This is a genomic window from Caulobacter radicis (assembly GCF_003094615.1).
Taxonomy (GTDB): domain Bacteria; phylum Pseudomonadota; class Alphaproteobacteria; order Caulobacterales; family Caulobacteraceae; genus Caulobacter; species Caulobacter radicis.
Window position 1 is genome coordinate 686,670 of the sequence record NZ_QDKO01000009.1, and the last position, 24,626, is coordinate 711,295.

Consider the following 24,626-nt stretch of genomic DNA (forward strand, 5'->3'; position numbering starts at 1 on the left):
GACGGCTCAGCCGGCGGTCTGCGCAGTCCAGGCCGCGACCAGGGCGCGGGCCCGCTCGCCGACTTCGGCGGCCGTGTAGCCGGGGCGGTAGAGCTCGCCGCCGACGCCGATGCCGGCCACGCCGATGTCGAGCCACGGCTTGAGGTTGGCCGCGCCGACGCCGCCGACGGCGTAGATCGCGATGTCCTTGGGCAGCACGTCGCGCACGGCCTTAAGGTGGCCGGGGCCGAACGAGCCGGCCGGATAGAGCTTCAGCGCCTTGGCGCCGGCCTTCACGGCGACGAACGCCTCGGTCGGGGTCGAGAAGCCGGGCATGACGGTCAGGCCCAGCTCGACGGCGCGGGCGATCACGTCCGCATCGATGTTCGGGGTGACGATCAGCTTGCCGCCGACCGCGGCGACGTCGTCGACCGCCTGCGGGGTCAGAACGGTGCCGGCGCCGCACAGGGCCTTGTCGCCGAAGGCTTCGCAGAGCTTGCCGATGCTGACCAGCGGCTCGGGCGAGTTCAGCGGGACCTCGATATAGCCGATGCCGGCGTCGACGAGGGCGCCGGCGATCTCGACGATCTCGTCGGGCTTAACGCCACGCAGGATGGCGACGATGGGCGGGGCGTCAGGCAAGGACATGGGCATCACGCGTGATTGAGGATGAAAGGGAAGACAGGCCGGCGAGCACGGCGGCGTCGCCGTCGATCTCGAAGCTGTCGCCGCCGGCGGCCTTGATGGCCTTGGCGTAGAGGGCGTTGAGGGCCGGGGCGCCGATCAGGGCGACCTTGCCCAGTTGGCCGAACCAGCCGGCCGCGCCGGCGGCGTCGGCGCCGATCAGCAGGCCCGACAGGAAGCCCATGGCGTCTGCCTTGGGCAGGCCGTCGATCAGCTGGCGGCTGCGGGTCTCGAACAGCAGGTGGGGCAGCAGGGCCGCGCCCTTGTCGGTGATGCGCGACAGGCCAAGATCGAAGCCTTCGGCCGTGGCCGGAGCGTCGCCGGCGGCGGCCTTGGCCAGGATCGAGTGCTCGCGCAGCACGGCGAAGGTTTCACCGACCGGGGCGGTCAGGAAGCTGGCGATCGCGCCGTCCTCGACCACGACCCACTTGGTGTGGGTGCCGGGCATGGCCAGCAGGTGGCGGCCGACCTTGAGTTCCGGGTTCAGCGCCAGGGCGCCGAGGATCTGGGTCTCCTCGCCGCGCATCACGTCGGGGCCGCCCAGCGGGTTGGTGCAGGACAGGCCCGGCACGATCGAAACGGTCAGGCCCTGGGCCTCGACCTTGACCAGCCGCTCGCTGATCGCCGCCGCGTCGGCGGGGCAGGGGGCGTAGGGGGCTTCGACCCAGCCGTTGCGCGACCCGACCATGCCGCACAGCAGGATCGTCTCGGGACCGGCCTCGCGCCAGTCGCCGACGAGGTCGAGGAAGGTCTGCTCGGGCGAGGCGGTCAGCGAGCCGATGCCGGGGCCGTCGCGACGGTCCAGCACGCTCTTGCCCTGGCGCAGGTAGAGGCGCAGGCGCGAGGTGCCCCAGTCGCCGAAAATGGTGATCGAGGGATCGGACGCGACCATCAGCAGGCTCCCCCGGCGCGAGCGCTGCCCGTGTGAAGCCGTGCGGAGTCTACAGCCTGCGTCATGTTCATCCCTAAACGCGCGCCCGACGAGAGGCTCCAGGCCGGGTCGCAAGGCATTTATAATATAATAATGACCGGTGCAAACGACAGGGTGGTCCAGCCTCCTGCAGATGTGGTCAGACCATTGTTTCGCCTAGGAGTTTAGGGATGGCAAGCCTGCGCCTGTGACCGAAAAGGCGCGGCCATTAGTGGAAATGATAGCGCTATCAATTTTGTCTTGATGACCACAATTATATGACTATAGCTACCAATCGGATTGTGTGGGGCCTTAGGTCCCGCACGTCACCGGCGCCGATGAGAACGCCGGGGCGGTTTTCACTCACGGGGGAAGGAAACAGGCATGCGACGCCTTCATAACTCACATCGTTTCATGTTCGGCGCTTCGGTCTTGGCGCTGTGCGCCGTGGCTCCGTTGACAGCGCTGGCGCAGACCGCGCCGACGGCCGAAGAGACCCAGGTCGAAGAGGTCGTGGTCACCGGCCAGCGAGCCCAGATCCAGTCCGCGCAGAAGATCAAGCAGAACGCCGAAGTGATCGTCGACTCGATTACCGCGGTCGACATCGGCGCCCTGCCGGACCGCTCGGTCTCCGAAGCCCTGCAGCGCATCTCGGGCATCACCCTGCAACGCACCAACGAAGCGCGCGACCCGGCCCGGATGGCCGCGGAAGGCGGCGGCGTGGCCATTCGCGGCCTGTCGTGGGTGCGTTCTGAAACCAACGGCCGTGACATCTTCTCGGCCAAGAACGGCCGCGGCCTGAGCTTCGAGGACGTGTCGGCCGACCTGCTGGCCGGCGTCGACGTCTACAAGAACCCGTCGTCGGACATGATCGAAGGCGGCATCGGCGGCACGGTCAACCTGCGCACCCGCCTGCCGTTCGACCAGAAGGGCCGCCTGCTGGCCTTCTCGGGCGACTACAACTACGGCGAGCTGCAAAAGAAGGGCTACTATTCGGGCAACGTGATCGCCAGCGACCGCTGGGACACCAAGCTCGGCGAGTTCGGCGCCCTGATCGCCTACAGCTACGGCAGCGTCGGCAACCGCACCAACAGCATCTCGGTCGACCGCTACGACCCGATGACCGTGAACGGCAAGACCGTCTATGTGCCCAAGGCCATGGGCTGGCGTTCGGTCGACTGGGAACAGAAGCGCCAGTCGCTGGCCTTCGCCGCCCAATGGCGCCCGAACGACAAGTTCGAGTTCTCGCTGCAGGCCATGGGCTCCAAGGCCGACCCGAAGGACATCGAGCGCGCGGTTCTCGTGGAAAACACGATGAACCAGACCAACGCCAACGGCTACACCTACAACTCGGCCGGCGTGTTCACCGGCGGCACCGTCTATGACGCCCAATACACCGCCGACACCCGCGCCGGCGAAGGCCACAAGAAGACGGGCGACATCGCCCTGAACGGCAAGTGGTTCGTCAACGACGCCTGGACGATCTCGGGCGACCTGCAATACGTGAAGTCGACCTCGAAGACCTCGAGCCTGACCGTCTTCACCCAGCTGCAGGACGTGGCCGGCGTCGACGGCGACCTGCCGGACGTCAACTGGAACCTGGGCACCAGCGTGCCGACGGTCACCACGCTCGGCGGCAACAACACCTACGTCAAGGACCAGTATTACTGGGGCGCGGCGATGGACCACATCGACGAGGGCGAGGCCTCCGAAAAGGCCGCCCGCCTCGACGTGACCTACGATTTCCCGGAAGACGGCTGGCTGAAGAGCTTCCGCTTCGGCGTCCGCGCCACCGACAAGGACTTCGAGACCCGCGAGTCCGGCTGGAACTGGAGCCTGCTGAGCGCCCAATACTGGGGCGGCGGCACGCCGGTCTACCTGAACGAAAGCAAGACGGCGAACCTGACCGAGCTCTACACCTTCAAGAACTTCTTCGGCGGCGACGTGCGCGTCCCCGGCGTGGCCTGGTTCCCGGTGGCCGGCGTCGTGACCAACGGTTCGCAGAACGCCTACGACCTGCTGAAGCACACCGAGACCGCCGGCTGGGGCTGGTCGCCCGTGACCTCGTTCCTGGACGCCAACGACAACACCCAGAACGAGAAGACCTACGCCGGCTACGGCCTGCTGCGCTTCGGTTCGGACAACCTGTTCGGCAACATGCCGCTGGACGGCAACATCGGCGTCCGCGTGGTCAAGACCGAGGCCTCGGCCGACGGCGGCAGCATCGTGCCCTCGTCGCCGACCTGCGATGAGCTCACCAACGCCACCTGCGCGGCCGCCAAGGCCTTCGCCGCCGGCGGCACGATCGTCACCGGCAGCACCAAGTCCGACTACACCGACGTCCTGCCGAGCCTGAACCTGCGCCTGCACGTCACGCCGCAGCTGCAGGTCCGCTTCGCCGCGTCGAAGGCCATCGTCCGTCCGACCCTGTCGCAGCTGCAGCCCTACACGGCGCTGGGCTTCGACTTCACCACCTCGGGCACGACCACGGTCTACAACGGCGCCACCGGCACCGGCGGCAACCCGAACCTGCGCCCGATCAAGTCGGACCAGTTCGACCTCAGCGCCGAATGGTACTTCGCCCCCACGGGCAGCCTGACGTTCGCGGTCTTCCGCAAGAACATCAAGGACTACATCTTCACCGATACGGGCACCGAGCGTTACACCTCGAACGGCCAGACCTTCGACTTCGAGGTCATGCGCTACTACAACGGTGACAAGGGCACGGTTCAGGGCTTCGAGATCGGCTACCAGCAGTTCTACGACTTCCTGCCGGGCGCGCTGTCGGGCCTGGGCGTGCAGGCCAACTACACGTTCATCGACAACGAGGGCGGCCGCAACACCGCCGCCGACGTCGACGACGGCAACCAGACGGGGGCCGCCAACAACGCCGCCCTGCCGCTCGAAGGCATGTCGTCGCGCAGCTACAACGTGGCTGTGATGTACGAGAAGTACGGCATCTCGGCCCGCCTGGCCTACAACTGGCGCCAGCGCTACCTGCTGACCAGCTCGGCGGCCAACGTCAACGCCCCGGTCTGGTCGCGTGACTACGGCCAGCTGGACGGCTCGATCTTCTACAGCATCAACAAGCAGTACAAGATCGGCGTGCAGGCGACCAACATCCTCAAGGAGCGCACCGTGCTCGAGGTCGGCAACCCCGACCGCGTCGCCCCCTACAACTGGGTGGAGACCGACCGTCGCGTCGCCGTGGCGTTGCGCGCCAGCTTCTAAGCTGATCTGACTTAGGAACGAGGGCCCTCCGACGATCCGGACCACATGCTGGTCGGGGCCGTCGGAGGGCTTTCGTGTTTTCGGGGCGGCCTTCGAACGGGCCCCAGGGGAGAGACGTGGTGGACCAGCGCATTCGCAAGGTCGTGGTCGTGGGCGGCGGCACCGCCGGCTGGATGGCGGCGGCGGCGTTCAGCCGGCTGCTGGTCGGCGACGCGGTGTCGGTCGAGGTCGTCGAGTCCGAGGCGATCGGCACGGTCGGCGTCGGCGAGGCCACCATCCCGACCATCCGCAACTTCAACCAGACACTGGGGCTGGACGAGGTCGAGTTCATCCGCGCCACCCAGGCCAGCTTCAAGCTGGGCATCGATTTTCGCGACTGGGGCCGCGTGGGCCATCGCTACTTCCACGGCTTCGGCGATTTCGGCGCCGACCACGAGGCCGTCCAGGCCCACCAGCTGTGGCGCCGGCTGAAGGCCCTGGGCGATCCCAGCGGCCTGGAGGACTGGTCGCTGCCGACGGCGGCGGCGGCGCTGAACCGCTTCATCCCGCCCAGCCCCGATCCGCGCTCGCCGCTGCACGATTACGCCTACGCCTACCATTTCGACGCCGGGCTCTACGCGGCCTTCCTGCGTCGTTTCGCCGAGGCGCGGGGCGTCACGCGCACCGAGGGCAGGATCGTCGACGTCGCCCTGCGCGGCGAGGACGGCTTTGTCGAGGCCGTGGTGCTGGAGGACGGCCGCCGCGTCGAGGGCGATCTCTTCGTCGACTGCTCGGGCTTCCGCGCCCTGCTGATCGAAGGCGCGCTGAAGGCCGGTTTCGAGGACTGGTCGCGCTGGCTGCCCTGCGACCGCGCGCTCGCCGTGCCCTGCAAGCTGGGCGGCGACGGCCTGACGCCCTACACCCGCTCGACCGCCCGCGAGGCCGGCTGGCAGTGGCGTATCCCGCTGCAGCACCGCATCGGCAACGGCTACGTCTATTCCAGCGCCTTCGTCGACGACGAGCGCGCGTCCCGCACCCTGATGGAGAACCTGGACGGCCAGGCGCTGGACGATCCTCGGCCCCTGCGCTTCCTGGCCGGTCGCCGCAGGAAGTTCTGGGACCGCAACGTCGTGGCCGTCGGCCTGTCGGGCGGCTTCCTGGAGCCGCTGGAGTCGACCTCGATCAGCCTGATCCAGAACGGCGTCGCGCGCCTGCTGGAGTTCTTCCCCGACCGCCGCTGCGACCCGCTGCTGGCCGACGAGTTCAACCGCGTCTCGGCCCAGGAGTACGAGCGCATCCGCGACTTCATCATCCTGCACTACTGCATCAACCAGCGCGACGAGCCGATGTGGCGGCAGGTGCGCGAGGTCGAGCTGCCCGACAGCCTGCAGGCCAAGATCGCGCTCTACAAGGCGCGCGGCCACGTGGCGATCCACGAGGGCGACGGCTTTGCCCGGCCCAGCTGGATCGCCATCTACAACGGCCTGGGCGTCGTGCCCGAGGCTTACGATCCGCTGGCCGACCGGATCCCCGAGGCGGAGCTGCGCAAGCTGATGGAGCATCGCCGGGCGCTGATCCGTCACACGGCCCAGTCGATGCCCACGCAGGACGCCTTCATCGCCCGCCACTGCGCGGCGCCGCCGTTGAGCTGAACCGGGAGGGGAGGGGGCGGTCGCCCGCCGACGCCATGCCCGCGCCGGCCGTCTTGGCGGTCGGCGTTACCCGCTCTGAACGATGGTCACGCAAAAAATGGGCTGACAACGCTATCAAATCCCTTGCGCATTCATTTGTATGATTATACATATCTGATCGTGGCGCCGGGGTCGCGAGAGCGACTGTCCGGCCGTGTGATCTTCTCGCGAAGTTCGCCAGCGCGCCGCGCGAACCACCTCCCCGGTCTCGCGCGAGTCTTTTCAACCGCGCATCGCCTCCTGCGGGCGATGCGCGGATTTTTTTGCCTTTTCCATAATTGTTACAAAGATTTGCCGGTCCCCGGCGGTCTAGGTCGCGCCGTGAAAACCGGTTGCAATCGCGGCCGCCTCGGCTAATTGTCCTATTTATAAGAATGGTAGCGGTAACGAGTTGGCGGGGCTGAAGTCTCTCGCGCGACCGCAGGATCGGGAGGAGGCGAGCGGCATGTCGATGCCATATGACAGCGCTTACTTTCCGCCGCGGGCGATCGATGCAGGCATAGGTTCCGACCGGTTCGCCAGCATGGAGGTTCTCGCGTGACGTCTCATTGGAAGCTTGGCCGGAAGCATGGCTTCGCGGCCCTGGGCGCGATCCTCAGCCTGGCCGTCGCCGCGCCGTCCTTCGCGCAAGGCCAGTTGCCCAAGCTGGTGACCAAGGACGGCAAGCACGCCCTGCTGGTCGACGGCAAGCCGTTCCTGATGCTGGGCGTCCAGGCCAACAACGCCGCCAACTATCCCTCGCAGATGCCCAAGGTGTGGCCGGCCGTGAAGGCCCTGCACGCCAACACCCTGGAGATCCCGATCGCCTGGGAGCAGATCGAGCCGGTCGAGGGCAAGTTCGACTTCTCCTATCTCGACCTGCTGCTCAAGCAGGCGCGCGAGAAAGACACCAAGCTGGTCATCCTGTGGTTCGCCACCTGGAAGAACAACGGCCCGCAATACGCTCCGGAATGGGTCAAGCTCGACAACAAGCGCTTCCCGCGCCTGATCAACGGCAAGGGCGAGGTCAAGAACTCGCTGTCGCCGCACTTCCGCGCGACGCTGGAGGCCGACAAGAAGGCCTTCGTCGAGCTGATGCGCTTCATCAAGGCCAACGATCCCGACCACACCGTGATCATGGTCCAGCCCGAGAACGAGGTCGGGGCCTACAGCGCCATCCGCGACTTCTCGCCGACCGCCCAGAAGATCTTCGACGGCCCGGTTCCCAAGGACCTGGTCAAGGCCCTGAACAAGAAGCCGGGGACCTGGAAAGAGGTGTTCGGCAAGGACGCCGACGAGTTCTTCTACGCCTGGTCGATCGGCCGCTACGTCGACGAGATCGCCGCCGCCGGCAAGCAGGTGCTGCCGCTGCCGATGTACGTCAACGCCGCCCTGCGCGACCCCTTCCACGACCAGGACCCGTTCACCTATTCGTCGGGCGGCCCGACCTGGAACGTGCTCGACGTCTGGAAGGCCGCCGCGCCGTCGATCGACGCCCTGGCCCCCGACATCTACATGCGCGAGAGCGAGAAGGTCCGTAAGACGCTGGAGCAGTACGGCCGGCCCGACAACGCCCTGTTCGTGCCCGAGATCGGCAGCGACAAGGCCTATGCCCGCTACATCTACGACGTGCTGGGTCACCAGGGCATCGGCTTCGCGCCGTTCGGCCTCGATTTCACCGGCTATTCCAACTACCCGCTGGGCGCCAAGACGGTCGACGCCAAGACGCTGGAGAACTTCGCCGTCCACTACCGCCTGCTGTCGCCGATGGCCCGCGAGTGGGCCCGCCTGTCCTACGAGGGCAAGGTCTGGGGCGTGGGCGAGCAGGAGGGCGGCAAGCCCGAGACCATCGACCTGGGTGGCCGCTGGAACGTGCGCGTCACCTACGGCGAATGGCAGTTCGGCTCGATCGAGGCCCCGTGGATGGCCAAGGCCGAGAAGCAGCCCGACCGCGAGATCCCCGACGCCGGCGCCCTGATCGCCCAGTTGTCGCCCAACGAGTTCCTGATCACCGGCTATCGCGCCCGGCTGACCTTCGGCTCGGCCAAGAACGAGCGGTTCATGGTCTCGCGGGTCGAGGAAGGCCACTTCGATGAGAAGGGCCAGTGGGTGTTCGACCGCGTGTGGAACGGCGACCAGGTCGACTACGGCCTGAACCTGACCACCTTGCCCCAGATCCTGAAGGTGAAGCTGGCGACCTACTAGGCCGGTGCGTGATCCTCGTTCTTCGACGAGCTCAGAATGAGGATCATTGCCGGCCCCGAGCCTACCCAAACCCTCATCCTGAGCTCGTCGAAGGACGAGGGTTTCGCCCCAACAAAAGAACGAGAACAGGGAAGAACGAAGACATGCGCAGCCTCTATGCGGGCCTGGCCCTCTCCCTGCTGGCCTCGACCAGCGCCTTCGCCCTCGACGGCGGCTTCGAGAAGACCGCCGACGGCGTGGTCGTGACCCCCGCCTCGGGTCCGGCCAAGAAGGTGCGGCTGCAGGTGATGGGCGAACGGATCATCCACGTCACCGCCTCGCCGACGCAGACCTTCGACAATCCGCCCAGCCTGATGGTCACGGCCAAGCCGGCGACCAGCGGCTTCACGGTCGACGAGAAGGGCGGGGTGCTGACGCTGAAGACCGCCAAGGCGGCCGCCCAGGTCTCGCTGAAGGACGGCACGGTCGACTTCCTCGACGCCAGGGGCGCCAAGGTGCTGGCCGAGCGCGATCGCGGCGCCTTCACGCCGGTGAAGGTCGAGGGACAGGACTTCTACAGCGTTCGCCAGCAGTTCAATCCGGGCACGGACGAGGCCTTCTACGGCCTTGGCCAGCACCAGAACGGCCAGATGAACTACAATGGCCGCGACGTGGAGCTGTTGCAGTACAACCGCGCCATCGCCGTGCCGATGCTGCTGTCGTCCAAGGGCTACGGCCTGCTGTGGGACAACAATTCGATCACCCGCTTCGGCAACCCGATCCCCTATGACGTCGCCTCGCGCGACCTGAAGATCTTCGACGCCGACGGCAAGGCCGGCGGTTTCACGGCAAAATACTACCAGAACGGCCAGCTGAAGGTGACGCGGGTCGAGAAGGACATCGACTACCGCTTCCTGAAGGACCTGCCCAACTGGCCGGCCGAACTCCAGGACGCCGCCAAGAAGAACCTGCCCGGCCAGACCGTGACCTGGGAAGGCTTCGTCCAGACCGACAAGGCCGGCGAGCACAATTTCAAGCTCTATTCCAGCGGCTACGCCAAGGTGTGGCTGGACGGACAGCTGGTCATCGACCGCTGGCGGCAGAACTGGAACCCCTGGTATCACAACTTCGACGCCAAGCTGACGCCGGGCAAGAAGCACAAGGTGCGCGTCGAGTGGACGCCCGACGACGGCTATATCGGCCTGCTGCACAACGACCCGATGCCGGCGCTCGATCGCCATTCGCTGCAACTGACCTCGGAAGTCGGCAAGGCCATCGATTACTACTACATCGGCGGCGACGACCTCGATCAGGTGGTCTCGGGCTATCGCGACCTGACCGGTTCGGCGGTGATGATGCCGCGCTGGGCCTATGGCTTCTGGCAGTCGCGCCAGCGCTACGAGACCCAGGACCAGATCGTCGGCGTGGTGAAGGAGTACCGCAAGCGCGGCCTGCCGCTCGACAACATCGTCATGGACTGGCGCTACTGGAAGGACCCCGAGTGGGGCACCCACAAGTTCGACGAAACGCGCTTCCCCAGCCCGCAGAAGATGGTCGACGACATCCACGGGATGAACGCCCACTTCATGATCTCGATCTGGCCGAAGTTCTATCCGACTACGGACAACTTCAAGGAGCTGGACGCCAAGGGCCACATGTACAAGCGCAACATCGAGCAGGGCGCGCTTGACTGGGTCGGCCCCGGCTACCTGAACTCGTTCTACGATCCCTATTCGCAGGAAGCCCGCGACATCTACTGGAAGCAGGTCAAGCGCGACCTGAAGGTCTATGGCGTCGACGCCTGGTGGATGGACGCCTCCGAGCCCGACCTGCACTCGAACGTCGACGTGCCCGAGCGCACCCTTCGCATGAGCCCGACGGCGCTCGGCCCGGGCGCGGAATACTTCAACAGCTACGCGCTGGAGCACACCCGCGGCGTCTACGAGGGCGAGATCAAGGACAATCCGGACGTCCGCCCGTTCATCCTGACCCGCTCGGGCTTCGGCGGCTTGCAGCGCAACGCCTCGGCGGTGTGGAGCGGCGACGTCGTGGCCCGCTGGGACGACTTCCGCGACCAGATCTCGGCCGGCGTGAACCTGTCGATGTCGGGCATTCCCAACTGGACCACCGACATCGGCGGCTTCTCGGTCGAGAAGCGCTACGAGACCAAGGACCCGGCGCATTGGGCCGAGTGGCAGGAGCTGAACCTGCGCTGGTTCCAGTTCGGCGCCTTCAGCCCGCTGTTCCGCAGCCACGGCGAGCTGCCGCTGCGCGAGATCTACGAACTCGCCGACGAAGGGACCGAGGTCTACAAGTCGCTGGCTTGGTACGACGAGCTTCGCTACCGGCTGATGCCCTACGTCTACACCCTGGCGGCCGACACCTACCACCGCGACGGCAGCATGATGCGCGGCCTGGTGATGGACTATCCGAACGACGCCAAGGCGCGGAACGTCGATGACCAGTACCTGTTCGGCCAGGACTTCCTGGTCGCGCCGGTCACCGCCTTCAAGGCCCGCTCGCGCGGCGTCTACCTGCCGGCGGGAACCTGGTACGACTTCGAGACCGGCAAGGCCTTCAAGGGCGGCCAGACGGTCAAGGCCGCCGCGCCGCTCTCGCGCATGCCGCTGTTCGTGAAGGCCGGCGCCATCGTGCCGACCACGGTCGTCCAGCAGTATGTCGGCGAAAAGCCCGACGCGCCGATCACCCTGCTGATCTTCACCGGCAAGGACGGCAAGTACGAGCTCTATGAAGACGACGGCCTGTCCAACGGCTACGCCCGCGGCGCCTGGGCGCGCACGCCGATCTCCTATGACGACGCGACCGGCCGCGTGACCATCGGCGCCCGCTCGGGCGGCTTCAAGGGCATGGTCGGCAAGCGCACCTTCCAGGTCCGCTTCATCGGCAAGGGCGCCAGGCCGACCGACTTCGACGCCGCGGCCGACCTGACTGTCGAGTACGACGGCCAACCGGTGGTGCTGACCCGGAAGTAGGGGGCGAAAGTTCCTCGCCCTTCGACAGGCTCAGGGTGAGGAACTTGAATGCACGACCCTTGCCTTGGTCCTCATCCTGAGCCTGTCGAAGGACGAGGACCACGCACAGTTGATGAGCCCCGGCGCCGCAAGCGCCGGGGCTTTGCTTTGCGGGCATGGGCGGTCCACCTTGGCGGCGACGAATCCGAAGAGGGCCGCTCCATGTCCAAGTTCATCGCCGCCGCCGCGCTCGCCGCGTCCCTGACCGCCGCCCCCGCCTTCGCCGGCGACTGGTCGCTGGCCATCCACGGCGGAGCGGGCGTGATCAACCGCGGCAGCCTGACGCCCGAGAAGGACGCGGCCTATCGCGCCGGCCTCGACGCGGCGCTCAAGGCCGGCTCGGCGGTGCTCGAGAAGGGCGGCTCCAGCCTCGACGCCGTCGAGGCGGCGGTGAAGGTGCTGGAGGACAATCCGCTGTTCAACGCCGGCCGCGGCGCGGTCTTCACCGCCGACGGCAAGAACGAGCTGGACGCCTCGATCATGGATGGCGCGACCCTGAAGGCCGGCGCGGTGGCGGGCGTGACCCGTACGAAGCACCCGATCAGCCTGGCGCGGACGGTGATGGAGAAGTCGCCCCACGTGATGTTGGCCCGCGAGGGCGCCGACAAGTTCTCGGTCGAGCAGGGGCTGGAGCAGGTCGATCCCAGCTACTTCCGCACCGAGGAGCGCTGGAAGCAGCTTGAGGCCTGGCGCGCCAAGCAGAAGGCGGCGCTGGATCCGACCCACCTCTACGGCACGGTCGGCGCCGTGGCCATCGACGCCAGCGGCCACCTGGCGGCCGCCACCTCGACCGGCGGCATGGTCGGCAAGAAGTGGGGCCGCATCGGCGACAGCCCGATCATCGGCGCCGGGACCTACGCCCAGGACGGCGTCTGCGCGGTCTCGGCGACCGGGTCTGGCGAATACTTCATCCGCACCAGCGCCGCCCACCAGGTCTGCGCCCGCATCGCCTGGAAGGGCGAGGACCTCAAGACCGCCGGCGACGCCACCATCAAGGCCATCGGCGACATCGGCGGCGACGGCGGCATGATCACCATGAACGCCAAGGGCGAGGTCGCCTTCCCGATGAACAGCTCGGGCATGTACCGCGGCTGGGCCAGCGCCAAGGGCCGCGGCACGGCGATCTACGCGGATGAGAAGTAGGGTGCGGATCAAAAGGAACCTCCCCCTGTGGGGGAGGTGATCGCGAAGCGATCGGTGGGGGGGGCGAGGGCCGGCCCCCGCCTTGAGAGCTGAGAACGCCCCCCCACCGGCCTTCGGCCGCTCCCCCAGAGGGGGAGGTTTGTTAAGCCGCCGCCACCAGCTTCGGCTGGATCAGCGCCGCGGCGTTGATCCGCCGGCCGCCGGGCTTGATGACCTCCAGGTGCACGTGGTCGGTGATGCCGGGATAGTGCTTCTGCAGGCTGGCCACCGTGCCGATCGCCTGGCCGAGGCGAATGGTCTGGCCGACCTCGACGTCGGGATCGACATAGAAGGCGCGGGCGACGTAGCCGAGGGCCGGGTTGGTGATCTCGACGAAGCGCAGGTCGGGCGCGTCGGCATAGGCGTAGCCGATCTTGGTCACGTAGCCCGACATCGGGGCCTTGGCGGCCTGGCCGGCGACGGCGACGTAGTCGACGCCTTCGTGCCTGCGCGAGCCGCCGTCGCGGCGGGCGCCGAAGGCCCCGTTGCCGAAGTCGTCATGCTCGCGAGGGGCCGCGCCCGTGGGGTTGGCGAAGTCGGGCGCGCCGTCGCCGTCGACGTCCGCGCCCTTCCAGACCGTCTCCATGCGGACGGGCTGGGGCGGCGCCTCGTCCAGCCTGTTCAGCAGCGTCTGCACCGCTGGCCGCGCCGACCGGTTCACATGCGGGTTTTCCATCGCCAGGCCCGCCATCGGCGCGAAGAGCACCGTCAGACCCAGGGCGATCCGCGCCTGGGGAGGAAGCTTCTTCAGCGCCGGAAAATGCATTTCGCCATCCTATGGATCGTTTCGCGTCGTGGGGCGTTGAGCGCGCCACGGGCGTCGTTAACCATTCAGATAAGGCGATGAAAAGGCAGGATTGCTGCGTCAGTACGACGCGCGTGTGCTTGACTGTGCTCAAGCTGGAAGCCTGAGGCTCAATCGAACATTGTTCGAATGCCGACTTACGCGCCGGCCAGGACTGATCGGATGCGGTCGGCCAATTCCCTGTTCTCGAAGGGCTTGCGCACCATCGACAGGTCCGTGCGGTCCGGCGTCACGTCGGCATGGCCGGTGACCAGGATGACCCGGATCCCCGGCGACAGGTCCTCGGCCGCGCGGGCCAGTTCAAGGCCCGTCATGCCGGGCATGGCGAAGTCGGCGATCATCAGGTCGGGACGAACCTCGCGCACCCGCCGCAGGGCCTGCTCGCCGTCCTCGGCCTCGATCACCCGGTGGCCAAGGTCGCGGACCATGGCCACGGTCACCGCCCGCACGGTCGGGTCGTCGTCGACCACCAGGACGGTGCGCGAGGGCTGCCTGTCCAGGGCGGCGTCGGCCGGCGCGCAGTCCTCGCCCGGAGCGCAGTCGCCCGAGCCGCGCGGCAGGTAGAGGTTCACCGCCGTGCCTTCGCCAGGCTGGCTCTCGATGTCGATCGCCCCGCCCGAGCGCTGGGCGAAACCGTAGACCATAGACAGGCCAAGGCCCGTGCCCTTGCCGACCGGCTTGGTGGTGAAGAACGGCTCGAAGATCCGGGCCATCAGTTCGGGGCTGATGCCCTCGCCGGTGTCGCGCACCGTGACCAGCACATAGTCGCCGTCTGGCAGGTCGTGGCGCGCGGTCGGTCCGGACATGGCGAAGTTGCGGGCGCTGATCGAGATCACCCCGCCGCCCGGCATGGCGTCGCGGGCGTTGACCGACAGGTTCAGCACCGCCAGTTCCAGCTGGTCGGGCTCGACATGCGCCGGCCACAGGTCGGTCGGCAGGTCCCAGGCGATGCGCACCGCGCCGCCCAGGGTGCGCACCAGGATGGCGTCCATGCCCATCAGGGTGTCGGCCACGTCGACGATCTTGGGCTGGCTCTCCTGCTGGCGGCTGAAGCCCAGCAGGCGATGCGTCAGGGCCGCGCCCTTGCGCGCCGCCAGGCTGGCGTTGTCGAGATAGCGACGCACCTTGTCGGCGTCGGGCAGGCGGCGGCCCGCCAGTTCCAGACTGCCCAGGATCGCGGTCAGCAGGTTGTTGAAGTCGTGCGCCACCCCGCCGGCCAGGGTGCCCAGGGCTTGCAGCTTGTCGGCCTGACGCAGGCGGATCTCGGCCATCTTCTGGTCGGTGACGTCGCGCTCGATGACCAGCAGGTGGCCGGCCTCGTCGCGCAGCGGCACGTACTGGCGCTCGGTCCAGACCGGCCCGGCCAGTGTGGCCTCTTCCTCGACCACCTGCACGGGCTGGCCCGCGGCCAGGGCCTCGGCCGCCTGCGGGGCGTCGGCGAAGGGATGCTCGCCGGAGGCGTTGGTGCGCACCACCCGGCCTTGCGCGTCCTTGAAGGCGATGACGGCCGGAATGCTGTCCATCAGCCCGCGCAGCAGGGCCTGCTCGGTGCGCAGGGCGCGGCGCAGGCGCGTGCGCTCGACCCCGGCCGCGACGGTCGCGCGCAGGGCCTCGGGCTCCCACGGCTTGGCGACATAGCCGCTGACGCCGCCCAGGTTCAGGGCCGAGACCACGGCCGACAGGTCAGCATAGCCGGTCAGCAGGATCGAGTCGGCGTCGCTGATCGAGCGGGCGGCGGCCAGGAACTGGTCGCCGGTCAGGCCCGGCATCCGCTGGTCCGACAGGATCAAGGACACCGACGGCTCCTGGGCCAGGATGTCCAGGGCCTTGCCCGGGGCGTTGCTGGTCAGGACGCGGTAGCGGTCCTCCAGCAGGTCCTCCAGGGCGACCAGGATGTCGGGCTCGTCGTCGACGACGAGGATCGTCGGGCGTTCGCTCCCGGAAGCGATCATCGGCCTTCTCCGTCGGTGACAGGTGGCGGGATGGTGATGGTGAAGCGCGCGCCGCCCAGGTGGCCCTGGTCGACGACGATCGCGCCGCCGTGGGCGCGCACCACGTTGTAGGCGATGGCCAAGCCGAGGCCGGTGCCGGCGCCGACCGGCTTGGTCGTGAAGAACGGCTCGAAGATGCGGTCGCGAAGCTCGGCCGGCACGCCGGGGCCGGAGTCCTCGATCACGATGACGAAGTCGCCGCCCTCGTCGCGTGTGGTGATGGCGATCACGCCCTGACCCCCGCCGGCGCCGCCCAGCGCGTCGGCGGCGTTGCCCACGATGTTCATCACCACCTGGTTCAGCAGGGCCGGCGAGCCCTCCAGGGTGTTGCGGGCGGCGTAGTCGCGGCGCACCGCGATGCCGTCGCCCAGCTTGTGGGTCAGCAGGGCGAGCACGGTCTCGATGGAGTCGGCGGCGTCCAGCACGTGGCGGTCGCCCTCGTCCAGGCGCGAGAACTTGCGCAGGTTCAGGACCAGGTCCTGGATCCGCTTCATGCCCACCCGCATCGAGGCCAGGCGGGCCCTGGCCTTGTCGAGACCGGGGGAGGGGCTTTCGTCGGCCGCCGTGGCGACCAGGCGCTCGACGGTGTCCTGGTGGCCCAGCAGGAAGGCCAGCGGGTTGTTGATCTCGTGGGCGATGCCGGCGACCAGTTCACCCAGCGAGGCCATCTTGGCGGCCTGGACCAGCTGGCCCTGCGCGTCCTTCAGCTGGCGGTTGGCGCTGGCCAGGTCGTCGGCGACGGCCGCGCGGGCCTCGGCCCGGGCGAGCGCCAGTTCCTGGGCGCGGGCCTCGCCGGCGCTGCGACGGGCCTCGTCGGCCATCAGCTTGCGGCGGAGCTGGGCCCTGACCCGGGCGCGGACCACCTCGTCATTGGCCGAGGCGGGCACCACGTCGTCGGCCCCGGCCTCCAGGGCGTCGGTCAGCAGGTCGCGGTCGGCCTCCTCGCCGCCGAAGGCCAGGAGCAGGAACGGCGCGGGCAGGCGCGCGCGGCGGGCGTCCAGCGCGGCCAGCAGGGCCAGGTCGTCGCGGTCGCCGCCGCGCACCCCCACCACCACCCCGTCGAGCTCGCCGTCGAGCAGGATCGCGTCGGGGTCGAGCCGCTCCAGCGTCGCCACCTCGTAGCCGTCCTGCTCAAGCAGGTGGCCAAGGCGCAGGCGCAGCGTGGCGCTGGGATGGGCGACCAGGACCCGGGCGCGACGGAAGGGTTCGGAGGCCTTGGGGGCGGCGGTCTCGGCGCGGGCCCGGCGCAGCAGCGCCTTCAGCCGCACGATCACCACCTTGGGGTCGGCCGACTTGGCGACATAGGCGTCGGCGCCGCTCTCCAGGCCCTGGCGCTCCAGATCGCTCTCGCGCGCGCCGGTCAGCATCAGCACCGGCAGGGCGCGCGTGCGGCCGTTGAGGCGGATCTGGCGCGACAGTTCCCGGCCGTCCATTCCGGGCAGGTGGAAGTCGGCGACGATCAGGTCGGGCAGGTGGGCGTTCAGCTGTTCCAGCGCCGCCTCGCCGCTGGTCGCGCACGAGACCGAAAAGCCTTCGGCCTCCAACAGGCCGCGCAGGCGCAGGGCCTGGGTTTCGGAATCCTCGACGACCAGGACCGAGGCGCTCATGCGTCCTCCCGGCGCTTGGCCAGCTGCGCGATGCGCGGACCGATCAGGTCGAGGCTCAGCACCGCGCGGGCCGCGCCCAGCTTCACGGCGGCGGCGGGCATGCCATAGACGACGGCGCTGCTCTCGTGCTCGGCGATGGTGAAGCCGCCGGCGGCGCGCAGCTCGGAAAGGCCCTTGGCGCCGTCCTCGCCCATGCCGGTCAGCAGAGCCGCCACCGTGCGCGAGCCCACCGACCGCGCCAGCGATTGAAACAGCACCGTCGCCGAAGGCCGTTGGCCGCTGACGGGCGCGGCGCCCGACAGGCGCAGCACGCCGCCAGGCGTCAGGGTCAGGTGGCGGTCGCCGGGGGCGACATAGGCGCGGCCGGGCAAGGCCAGCTCGCCGTCCCTGGCGACGGCGACGCGGATCGGCGACAGGCCGTCCAGCCAGCTGGCGAAACCCTCCATGAAGGCCGCGCCCATGTGCTGGACGATCAGGACCGGCGCGGGCAGGTCGGCGGGCAGGGCGTCGAGCACCCGGGCCAGGGCCGGCGGCCCGCCGGTCGAAGCGGCCAGGGCCAGATAGCCCAGGTCCTGGAAGTCGGCGGCGGTGGCGACGGGCGCGGCTTCGCGCGGGGCCCGGGCCCCGCCGCCGATGGCCCGCCGGCGGATCACCGGCACGCTGCTCATGATGAAGAGCTGGGTGCAGATGGTGTCGGCCAGCCGCTCGTAGCCGTCGGTGGCCAGGCCCACCGGCTTTTCCACCACCGTCAGGGCGCCGGCCCGCAGCGCGTTCATCGAGATCTTCAGCGAGGCGTCCTCGACCGCGTCGGCGATGACGACGATCGGGGTCGGATGGTCCGACATGATCCGCGCGGTGGCCTCCAGCCCGTCCATGCCGGGCAGGCGGATGTCCATCGAGATCACGTCGGGCCTGACGCTGGCGATGCAGGCGAGCGCCTCCTCGGCCGAGGCGACGGCGGCGGCCACGGTCAGGCGTGGGTCGCGCTCGACGATGTGGGTCAGAAGGACCCGCACGACCATGGAGTCCTCGACGATCATCACCCGAACGGGCTTGCCCGAGGCCTTCACAGCAGTTGCCCGATGGCGGCCAGCAGCTCGCGCTGGTCGAACTTCTGCTTGGTGATGTAGGCCTCGGCGCCCAGATCGAGGCCCCGGCGCACGTCGGCGGCGTCGGCGCGCGAGGTCATCAGGATCACCGGCGTGGCGGCCAGGGCCGCGTCGGCCTTCACCGCCTGCAGCAGCGAGAAGCCGTCCATGCGCGGCATCTCGATATCGGCCACGACCAGGTCGATCATCGCCTGGCCCGAGCGCAGCAGGTTCAGGGCGTCCAGGCCGTCGACCGCCAGCAGCACGCGATAGCCCTGGGCCTCCAGGATGCTCTTCTCCAGCGTCCGGGTGGTGATGGAGTCGTCGACCACCAGGATGGTGCGGGTCGTCTCGTCGGCGTCCTCGGCTTCCTCGGCGAAGCCTAGGCCGCCAGCGGCCAGCTGGCGCTGGTCGCGCAGCCAGCGGCGCACCAGGGCGTCGGGATCCAGGGCCAGGGCCGGCGCCTGGTCGTCCAACTGCACGGCGCCGGCGATCAGGTCGGAGTCGAGGTCGTCGGCGTCCAGGTCCTCGACCAGGGCCGAGCGCACGTCGCACAGGGCGTCTACGGCCAGGGCCACGTGGCGGCGGCCGTGGCTGAGCAGCACGGCGGACACGGCGCCGGCGTGCACGGGAACTTCGGCGGCGACGCCGGTCAGGAGAGCGGAAAGCGGAACCATTGGGACGATAACGTCGTCCCCGTCGATCGCGATCCGTGCCGCCGGGTGTCCTTCCACCGTTTCCAGCGCGGTGGCGTCCAGGCGCAACAGTCGGCGCACGCCCAGCGAGGGCAGGGCGGCCTGGCGGCCCTGGATGTCGACGAACAGCAGCGATTGCCGAGCGGCCGACAGCGGCGTCGACAGCGCCACCCGCGCGCCCCAGGGACGGCCGGCGGTCAGGCGCAGCTCGCCGCGCAGCTTGCGCACGGCTTCGGCGACGACGGACAGCCCCATGCCGCGTCCCGCCAGCTTGTCGACGCCCTGGGCCGTCGAGACCCCCGGCGCGAAGGCGTGGGCCAGAAGTTCCTCGGGTGTCGGGGCGGGCGCGCCTTCGGGGCGGGGCGGCATCAGGCCCTTGTCGACGGCGGCCGCTTCCAGCCGGGCGAGGTCGGGGCCGGGGCCGTCGTCGGCGATGTCGATGCGCAGCCGGCCCGAGGCGGCCGAAACAGCCATGACCACCGTCAGGCGCTCGGGCTTGCCGGCGGCGGCGCGGGCCTCCGGCGCCTCGCGGCCGTGGCTGACGGCGTTGCGCAGCAGGTGCATCACCGGGTCCTTCAGGGCCTGAAGCACCCGGCGATCGGCGCGGGCGTCCAGGCCGGTGACCCGCACGTCGACCGGCACGCCGGCCTCGCGGGCGATGTCGCGGACCATGGTGGCGAAGCCGCCGAACACGGTCTCGGCCGGAGCCTGGCTGATCTCCTCGACCCGGCCGCGCAGGTCGGACAGCCCCTGGTCCAGCGCCCAGCCGGCCCGCACCCGGCGCACCGACAGCTCGTTGAGGGCGCGCGACAGGTCCTTCAGGCCCTGTTCGACTTCGCGCGTGCGGGCGGCCGCGCCGCGCGCGTCGCGCCAGCGGCGCTCCAGCTTGCGGGCGTCGGCGGCCAGGCGGCGCAGATCCTCGTCGATGGCCCCGTGGTCGAGCACGTCGCCCGACAGGGTCTGCATGGCGCGCGACAGGCCGGAGACCGCCTCGACGTCGATGCGGACGTACTCCACCGCCTCGTCCGAAGCGGGAGCGGCGGTGGCAGCCGCCGCCGGCTTGGGCGCGGGCGGGGCGTAGGCGGCGCCGGCGGCGTCCTCCACCCCGTCGAGCAGGCCTTCGAGCGTCGTCACCGTGTCGGCGTCCAGCGTCCGCTGGCCGTCCATCAGTTCGGCGCACAGGCTTTCCAGCGCGTGGGCCTGTTCCTCGACGGCGGGCAGGTCCACGGCGCGGGCCGCGCCCTTCAGGCTGTGGGCGCGGCGGAAGATCTCGCGCGTGTCGGCCTCGCCGCCGGCCGCGATGGCCTGGCGGATCGCCTGGAGGTGCTCGCGGTGCTCGAGGTCGAACGCCGCCAGAAGCTGTCGCCGGATGTCGGGCACGTCGCGATCAGGTCCGGTAGCGCTCGGACAGGGCCAGAAGCTGGCGCGACAGGTCCGACAGGTTGGCGGCGGCCTCGTCCAGCTGGCGGGTGCCGGCGGCGGTCTGCTGGCTGGCCTGGCGGATGTTCTGCAGCGCGCCCATCACCTGCTCGATGCCCAGCTGCTGCTGGTTGGTCGAGGCGACGATCTGCTGGAAGGTCTGGACGCTCTCCTGCACCCGGCCGGTGATCTCGGTGATCGTGCGCTGGGTGGTGTCGGTGCGCTCCTTGCCGGCGGCCACGCGCTTGACGGCCTCCTCGGTCAGCATCACCGAGGCGTTGATGCCGCGCTGGATGTCGCCGAGGATCGAGCGCACCTGGGTGGTGGCTTCCTTGGCCTGGTCGGCCAGCATCTTCATCTCCGAGGCCACGACCGCGAAGCTGCGGCCGTTCTCGCCGGCCGAGGCGGCTTCGATGGCGGCGTTCAGGGCCAGAAGGTGCGAGCGCTCGGAGATGTCGTTGACGGTGGCGATGATGTCGCCGATCGCCTGGGTCTTCTCCGACAGGGCGACGATGTTCTCGGCGACGGCCTCGGCCTGCTCGCGGATGGCGTCCATGGCCTTGGCGGTCTCGTCGACGGCGCGCAGGCCCTCGTTGCTGGTGTGGGCGGTCGCTTGAGCCGAAGCGATCACCTCCTGGGCGCGCTTGCCGATCTGGGCGCCGGAGTGGGTGATCTCGTCGACGGTGGCGGCCGTTTCCTGCACGGCGGCCAGCTGTTCCTCGACGCTGGCGGCCTGCTCCTGGGTCGAGGCGCGGATCTCGGCGGTGGCGGCGTTGAGGTTCTCGGTGGCCTCGCGGCTCTGGCGGGCCAGCACGACCAGGCCGTCGACCATGGTGTTGAGCGTGCCGCCCAGCTTGCCGATCTCGTCGGTGCTGGTCGCGGCGGCGCGGCCGGTCAGGTCGCCTTCGCCGACCTTGCCGACGAAGCCCATGAAGGCGCCCAGCGGTCCGACGATCGAGCCGCGGATGGCCCAGGTGATCGCGCCGGCGATGATCGAGGCCACGATCAGGGCGACGATGATCGATACCTGGCTGACCTTGTAGACGTCGTTGATGCGGCGCTGGCCCGACAGGATGGCGTCGTCCAGCACGTCCTCGGCGCCCTGGATGCCGCGTCCGAATTCGCCGCGACGCTGGACGAGGGCGGTCTGCGCGGCGGCCACGCCGGCGCTGTCGTTGCGGCGGATGGCGCTGAACAGGTTCTCGGTGTCCGTCCGGCCCTGGCGCGAGGAGGCGGCGGTCTGGTTCAGGTAGTCCTCGATGCGGCGCCAGGCGTCGGCGCGCTCGGCCGACAGGGCGCTCTGGCGGTAGTCGCGGGCGGAGGAGGCGGCCTTTTCCAGGGCCGCGTCCATGTCGACGCCGCGCTGGCGCCAGCGGGTGACGGGATCTTCCTCGTTGCCGCCCGCGCCGCCGGCCGAGCGCGACAGATAGCTGGTGATCACCGCGTCGCTGGCCGCCCGCATCTCGTTGGCGGTGGTGCGGATCTGGGCGATCTGGCGGACCACCGCCATGTCGCGGGTGACGATGGTCTCGGTGGTGTCCTTGACCACGCCGATCTGGACGAGGCCGAACAGGCCCACGCCCAGCAGCAGGACGGTGACGGCCGCGAAGCCGAGGATGATGCGGTTGGCGATGGTCACTAGGCTCTTGCCCCCAAGGCGGCGGAAACGTGGTCGGCGACGAGGTCGTCGAGATGGAGAAGGGTGACGGTGCGGCCGGCCAGGTCGCCGGGACCTTCGGCCACGAGGCCGCGCGCGCCGCCCTCGAAGGCGTCGCCGCCGGGCGCCTCGCGGGCGGCCTTCGCAGCGCCGGGGGCTGCGTCCACGCGCAGGGCCAGGTTCCCGGCCCCGCGCAGGGCGACGATGAAGCCGGGGGCGTCGGGCGCGGCGGGTGCGCCGCCGGTCAGGCGGGAAAGGTCGAGCACGCGCCGCAGCCGGCCCTCGACGCTGGCCAGGCCCAGAAGGCCAGGACGCCCGCCGGCCGGCGTCAGGCGGCGCGGCTCGAACGGGGTGACGCGTTCGACGGCGGCCAGCGGCAGGGCGAAGAGGCCCGCGCCGGCCTGGCACAGCAGCACGTCTTCCAGCGGCGTTTCGGGTTGGGGCGCGCTCCGGCGCTGCGCCAGCCGACGGGTGCGCGCCGCCAGGATCGCCTGGGCGCGCGCATCGTCCAAAAGTCCCCCCAATCCGTCGCCGTAGTCGGCGTCGGCCCTAGTCATGTCGTTACTGAACCCCCACGAGCGACTGCAGCAGCAGACGGACGCTCTTGCGCAGCTGGCCGGCGTCCAGACCTGCGCCGTGGGGCAAACGCGTTTCCGGCGGAACGGTTCCGGCGATCTGGGCGGCGGTCTTCAGCGAACGGGCGGCGGCCTTGGTTCGTCCACGATCGAGCAGCAGCAGGCCCAGGTGATAGTGCGCCAGGGCGAAGCCGCGATCGAGATAGAGCGCCCGCTTGAAGGCGGCCTCGGCGGCGGCCGGGCGCCCCAGCGCCCGCAGCACCAGGCCGTCGTGCAGGTGCAGGGCTGGATCCTCGGGCGCGACCGCCAGGGCCTGCCGGCAGGCGGCTTCAGCGGCGGCGTAGTCGCCGGCGTCGGCAAGGCGTCGCACCGTCTCCACCAGGTCGGCGGCCGGCGGCGCGCCAAGGGGCGCGGATGTGGGAACCGGCGTCGGGATCGGCGCGGGCCGCCAGAGCGGCGAGGGCGCTTCGGCCAGATGCTGGGGTTCGGGCTCCGGCGCGGCGAAAGCCTCGAAGCTGGGGCCCGACTGGGCCGGCCGCTCGGGATCCGGCGGACGATAGGCGACGGTGCCCGGCAGCTGGGTGACGTCCAGCAACTTGCCGAAGGCGGGGTTCGGCTCGGCATGGCCCAGCAGCAGCCAGCCGTCGGGCGCCAGCCGGCCGCCCAGGGCGCCGACCAGTTGCTCGACCACCTCGTGGTGGAAGTAGATCAGCACGTTGCGGCACAGGATCAGGTCGAACTCGGTCAGCTCCAGCGGCGGGGCCGGGCCCAGAAGGTCGAGCAGGTTCTGGCGCTCGAACCGCACCAGGCCGCGATAGGCGCTCTTCAGCGTCCAGGTGTTGCGGGCGGTCTCGGTGAACCACTGGTCGCGGTCGGCGTCGCTGACCGCCCGCAGCGCCCAGCGGCCGAACTGGCCCTTGCGCGCGGTCTCCAGGAAGGCGGCGTTGATGTCGCCGCCCAGGATCGAGATCCGCCAGTCGGCAAGCGCCTCGCCCAGCATCTGCGACAGCAGTATGGCGATCGAATAGGGCTCGGCCCCGGTGGCGCAGCCGGCGCTCCAGATGCGGATCCGCTTGTCCTGGGCCCTGCGCTCGAGGATGTCGGGCAGGATCGTCGAGCGCAGGGCCGTGAACTGCTCGGCGTAGCGGAAGAAGAAGGTCTCGCCGATGGTGATCTCGGTCTCGAGCGCCGCCCATTCCTGTTCGCCGTCGTCGCCGGCCAGCCGCTTGAGATAGGCGCCGACGTCGCGGTCGCGAGTGGCCAGCAGGCGCCGCTGCACGCGATCCCACAGCACCTCGTCCTTGTCGGCGTAGTAGTGGTGGCCGGTGCGGGCGATCACCGCGCGCTTGAGGCGCTGGAACGGCTCGTCGGCGGCCAGGGCCAATGGGCGCGGGATCAGGGGCCGCAGGGCGGCCCGGAGGGGTTTCACGCCGGCTCGCTTTCCCAGGCGGCCAGGCGTTCCTGGGCCCGGCGGGCGAACTCGTCCAGCCGCGCCTTCTCCTCGGCCAGGAGCAGGTGCTCGGGCGAAAGCACGGGCGTCAGCCGACCGTCGATCAGGGCGGTTTCGGCGATGCAGCCGCCCAGGCTGTCGGCCTCCTCGACCGCTTGCGTGTCGGGCGCGTGCGCGGCGGCGTCGGTGACACGGTCGACCAGCAGCGTCACGGCGGGCGCGCCGGCCAGCGGGCGCAGTCGGATCAGGTGGCGATAGAGGGCGGGCGCAGGCTCGCCGCCCTCGGCGTCGAGCAGGCAGTCCAGCGCCAGGGCCGCAACGGCCTCGCCGCCCAGATTGACGAAGCCGGCCAGCACGCGCGGCGCGCCCGGCGCGGCCGCCAGTTCCGGCACGGGCAGGATCTCGGCGACCGCCGCCTGCGGCAGGGCCGCTTCCAGCGCGCCGGCGCGGAAGGTCACATAGAGGCTGCTGGTCATTCCGGGCTCCGC

At 69.7% G+C, this 24,626-nt stretch carries 16 protein-coding genes; 5 read left to right on the forward strand and 11 right to left on the reverse strand.

Going from position 1 to position 24,626, the window contains the following annotated elements:
• Positions 1-6 precede the first annotated feature (6 nt).
• Both DDF62_RS05445 and DDF62_RS05450 read right to left on the reverse strand, forming a co-directional pair.
• Positions 7-627: a 2-dehydro-3-deoxy-6-phosphogalactonate aldolase gene (locus DDF62_RS05445; RefSeq protein WP_116488139.1), complete on the reverse strand. Its 621-nt coding sequence runs from the start codon at positions 625-627 to the stop codon at positions 7-9.
• Positions 614-1,555, reverse strand: coding sequence for a 2-dehydro-3-deoxygalactonokinase (locus tag DDF62_RS05450; RefSeq protein ID WP_116488140.1), 942 nt, complete (start codon positions 1,553-1,555; stop codon positions 614-616). The genes DDF62_RS05445 and DDF62_RS05450 overlap by 14 nt, the downstream gene beginning before the upstream one ends.
• Before the next feature lie 465 nt (positions 1,556-2,020).
• Between DDF62_RS05450 and DDF62_RS05455 the strand changes: the two genes are divergently transcribed.
• From DDF62_RS05455 to DDF62_RS05475, 5 genes are all read left to right on the forward strand, one after another.
• Positions 2,021-4,804 (forward strand): TonB-dependent receptor, encoded by a 2,784-nt coding sequence (locus DDF62_RS05455; RefSeq protein ID WP_244286709.1) that lies wholly within the window; start codon positions 2,021-2,023, stop codon positions 4,802-4,804.
• Positions 4,805-4,920: 116 nt separating this feature from the next.
• Positions 4,921-6,435, forward strand: a complete 1,515-nt coding sequence (locus DDF62_RS05460) for a tryptophan halogenase family protein (protein ID WP_116488142.1) — start codon at positions 4,921-4,923, stop codon at positions 6,433-6,435.
• 576 nt (positions 6,436-7,011) lie between these two features.
• Entirely contained in the window at positions 7,012-8,658 is a 1,647-nt protein-coding gene (locus tag DDF62_RS05465) for a DUF5597 domain-containing protein (RefSeq protein ID WP_116488143.1), read from the forward strand.
• A 143-nt stretch (positions 8,659-8,801) separates the two neighbouring features.
• Positions 8,802-11,630 (forward strand): glycoside hydrolase family 31 protein, encoded by a 2,829-nt coding sequence (locus DDF62_RS05470; protein WP_116488144.1) that lies wholly within the window; start codon positions 8,802-8,804, stop codon positions 11,628-11,630.
• A gap of 201 nt (positions 11,631-11,831) precedes the next feature.
• Positions 11,832-12,812, forward strand: coding sequence for an isoaspartyl peptidase/L-asparaginase family protein (locus DDF62_RS05475; protein ID WP_116488145.1), 981 nt, complete (start codon positions 11,832-11,834; stop codon positions 12,810-12,812).
• Positions 12,813-12,954: 142 nt separating this feature from the next.
• Here DDF62_RS05475 and DDF62_RS05480 read toward each other — a convergent pair whose 3' ends face one another.
• From DDF62_RS05480 to DDF62_RS05520, 9 genes are all read right to left on the reverse strand, one after another.
• On the reverse strand, positions 12,955-13,617 hold the full coding sequence (locus DDF62_RS05480; RefSeq protein WP_116488146.1) for a M23 family metallopeptidase: 663 nt from the start codon (positions 13,615-13,617) through the stop codon (positions 12,955-12,957).
• A gap of 176 nt (positions 13,618-13,793) precedes the next feature.
• Entirely contained in the window at positions 13,794-15,608 is a 1,815-nt protein-coding gene (locus DDF62_RS05485) for a response regulator (RefSeq protein ID WP_116488147.1), read from the reverse strand.
• On the reverse strand, positions 15,605-17,254 hold the full coding sequence (locus DDF62_RS05490) for a response regulator (protein ID WP_116488148.1): 1,650 nt from the start codon (positions 17,252-17,254) through the stop codon (positions 15,605-15,607). Before DDF62_RS05490 ends, DDF62_RS05485 begins: the two co-directional genes overlap by 4 nt.
• Positions 17,251-18,324, reverse strand: coding sequence for a chemotaxis-specific protein-glutamate methyltransferase CheB (gene cheB / locus DDF62_RS05495; RefSeq protein ID WP_208866828.1), 1,074 nt, complete (start codon positions 18,322-18,324; stop codon positions 17,251-17,253). Before cheB ends, DDF62_RS05490 begins: the two co-directional genes overlap by 4 nt.
• Positions 18,321-20,417 carry a hybrid sensor histidine kinase/response regulator gene (locus DDF62_RS05500; protein ID WP_116488149.1) on the reverse strand — a complete coding sequence of 699 codons (2,097 nt, stop codon included), beginning with the start codon at positions 20,415-20,417 and terminating at the stop codon, positions 18,321-18,323. The genes cheB and DDF62_RS05500 overlap by 4 nt, the downstream gene beginning before the upstream one ends.
• 7 nt (positions 20,418-20,424) lie before the next feature.
• Positions 20,425-22,095, reverse strand: coding sequence for a methyl-accepting chemotaxis protein (locus DDF62_RS05505; protein ID WP_116488150.1), 1,671 nt, complete (start codon positions 22,093-22,095; stop codon positions 20,425-20,427).
• Positions 22,095-22,670: a chemotaxis protein CheW gene (locus DDF62_RS05510; RefSeq protein ID WP_116488151.1), complete on the reverse strand. Its 576-nt coding sequence runs from the start codon at positions 22,668-22,670 to the stop codon at positions 22,095-22,097. The genes DDF62_RS05505 and DDF62_RS05510 overlap by 1 nt, the downstream gene beginning before the upstream one ends.
• A 4-nt stretch (positions 22,671-22,674) precedes the next feature.
• Positions 22,675-24,117, reverse strand: a complete 1,443-nt coding sequence (locus tag DDF62_RS05515) for a CheR family methyltransferase (RefSeq protein ID WP_244286710.1) — start codon at positions 24,115-24,117, stop codon at positions 22,675-22,677.
• Positions 24,114-24,614 carry a chemotaxis protein CheW gene (locus DDF62_RS05520; RefSeq protein WP_116488152.1) on the reverse strand — a complete coding sequence of 167 codons (501 nt, stop codon included), beginning with the start codon at positions 24,612-24,614 and terminating at the stop codon, positions 24,114-24,116. Before DDF62_RS05520 ends, DDF62_RS05515 begins: the two co-directional genes overlap by 4 nt.
• Positions 24,615-24,626: the final 12 nt, after the last annotated feature.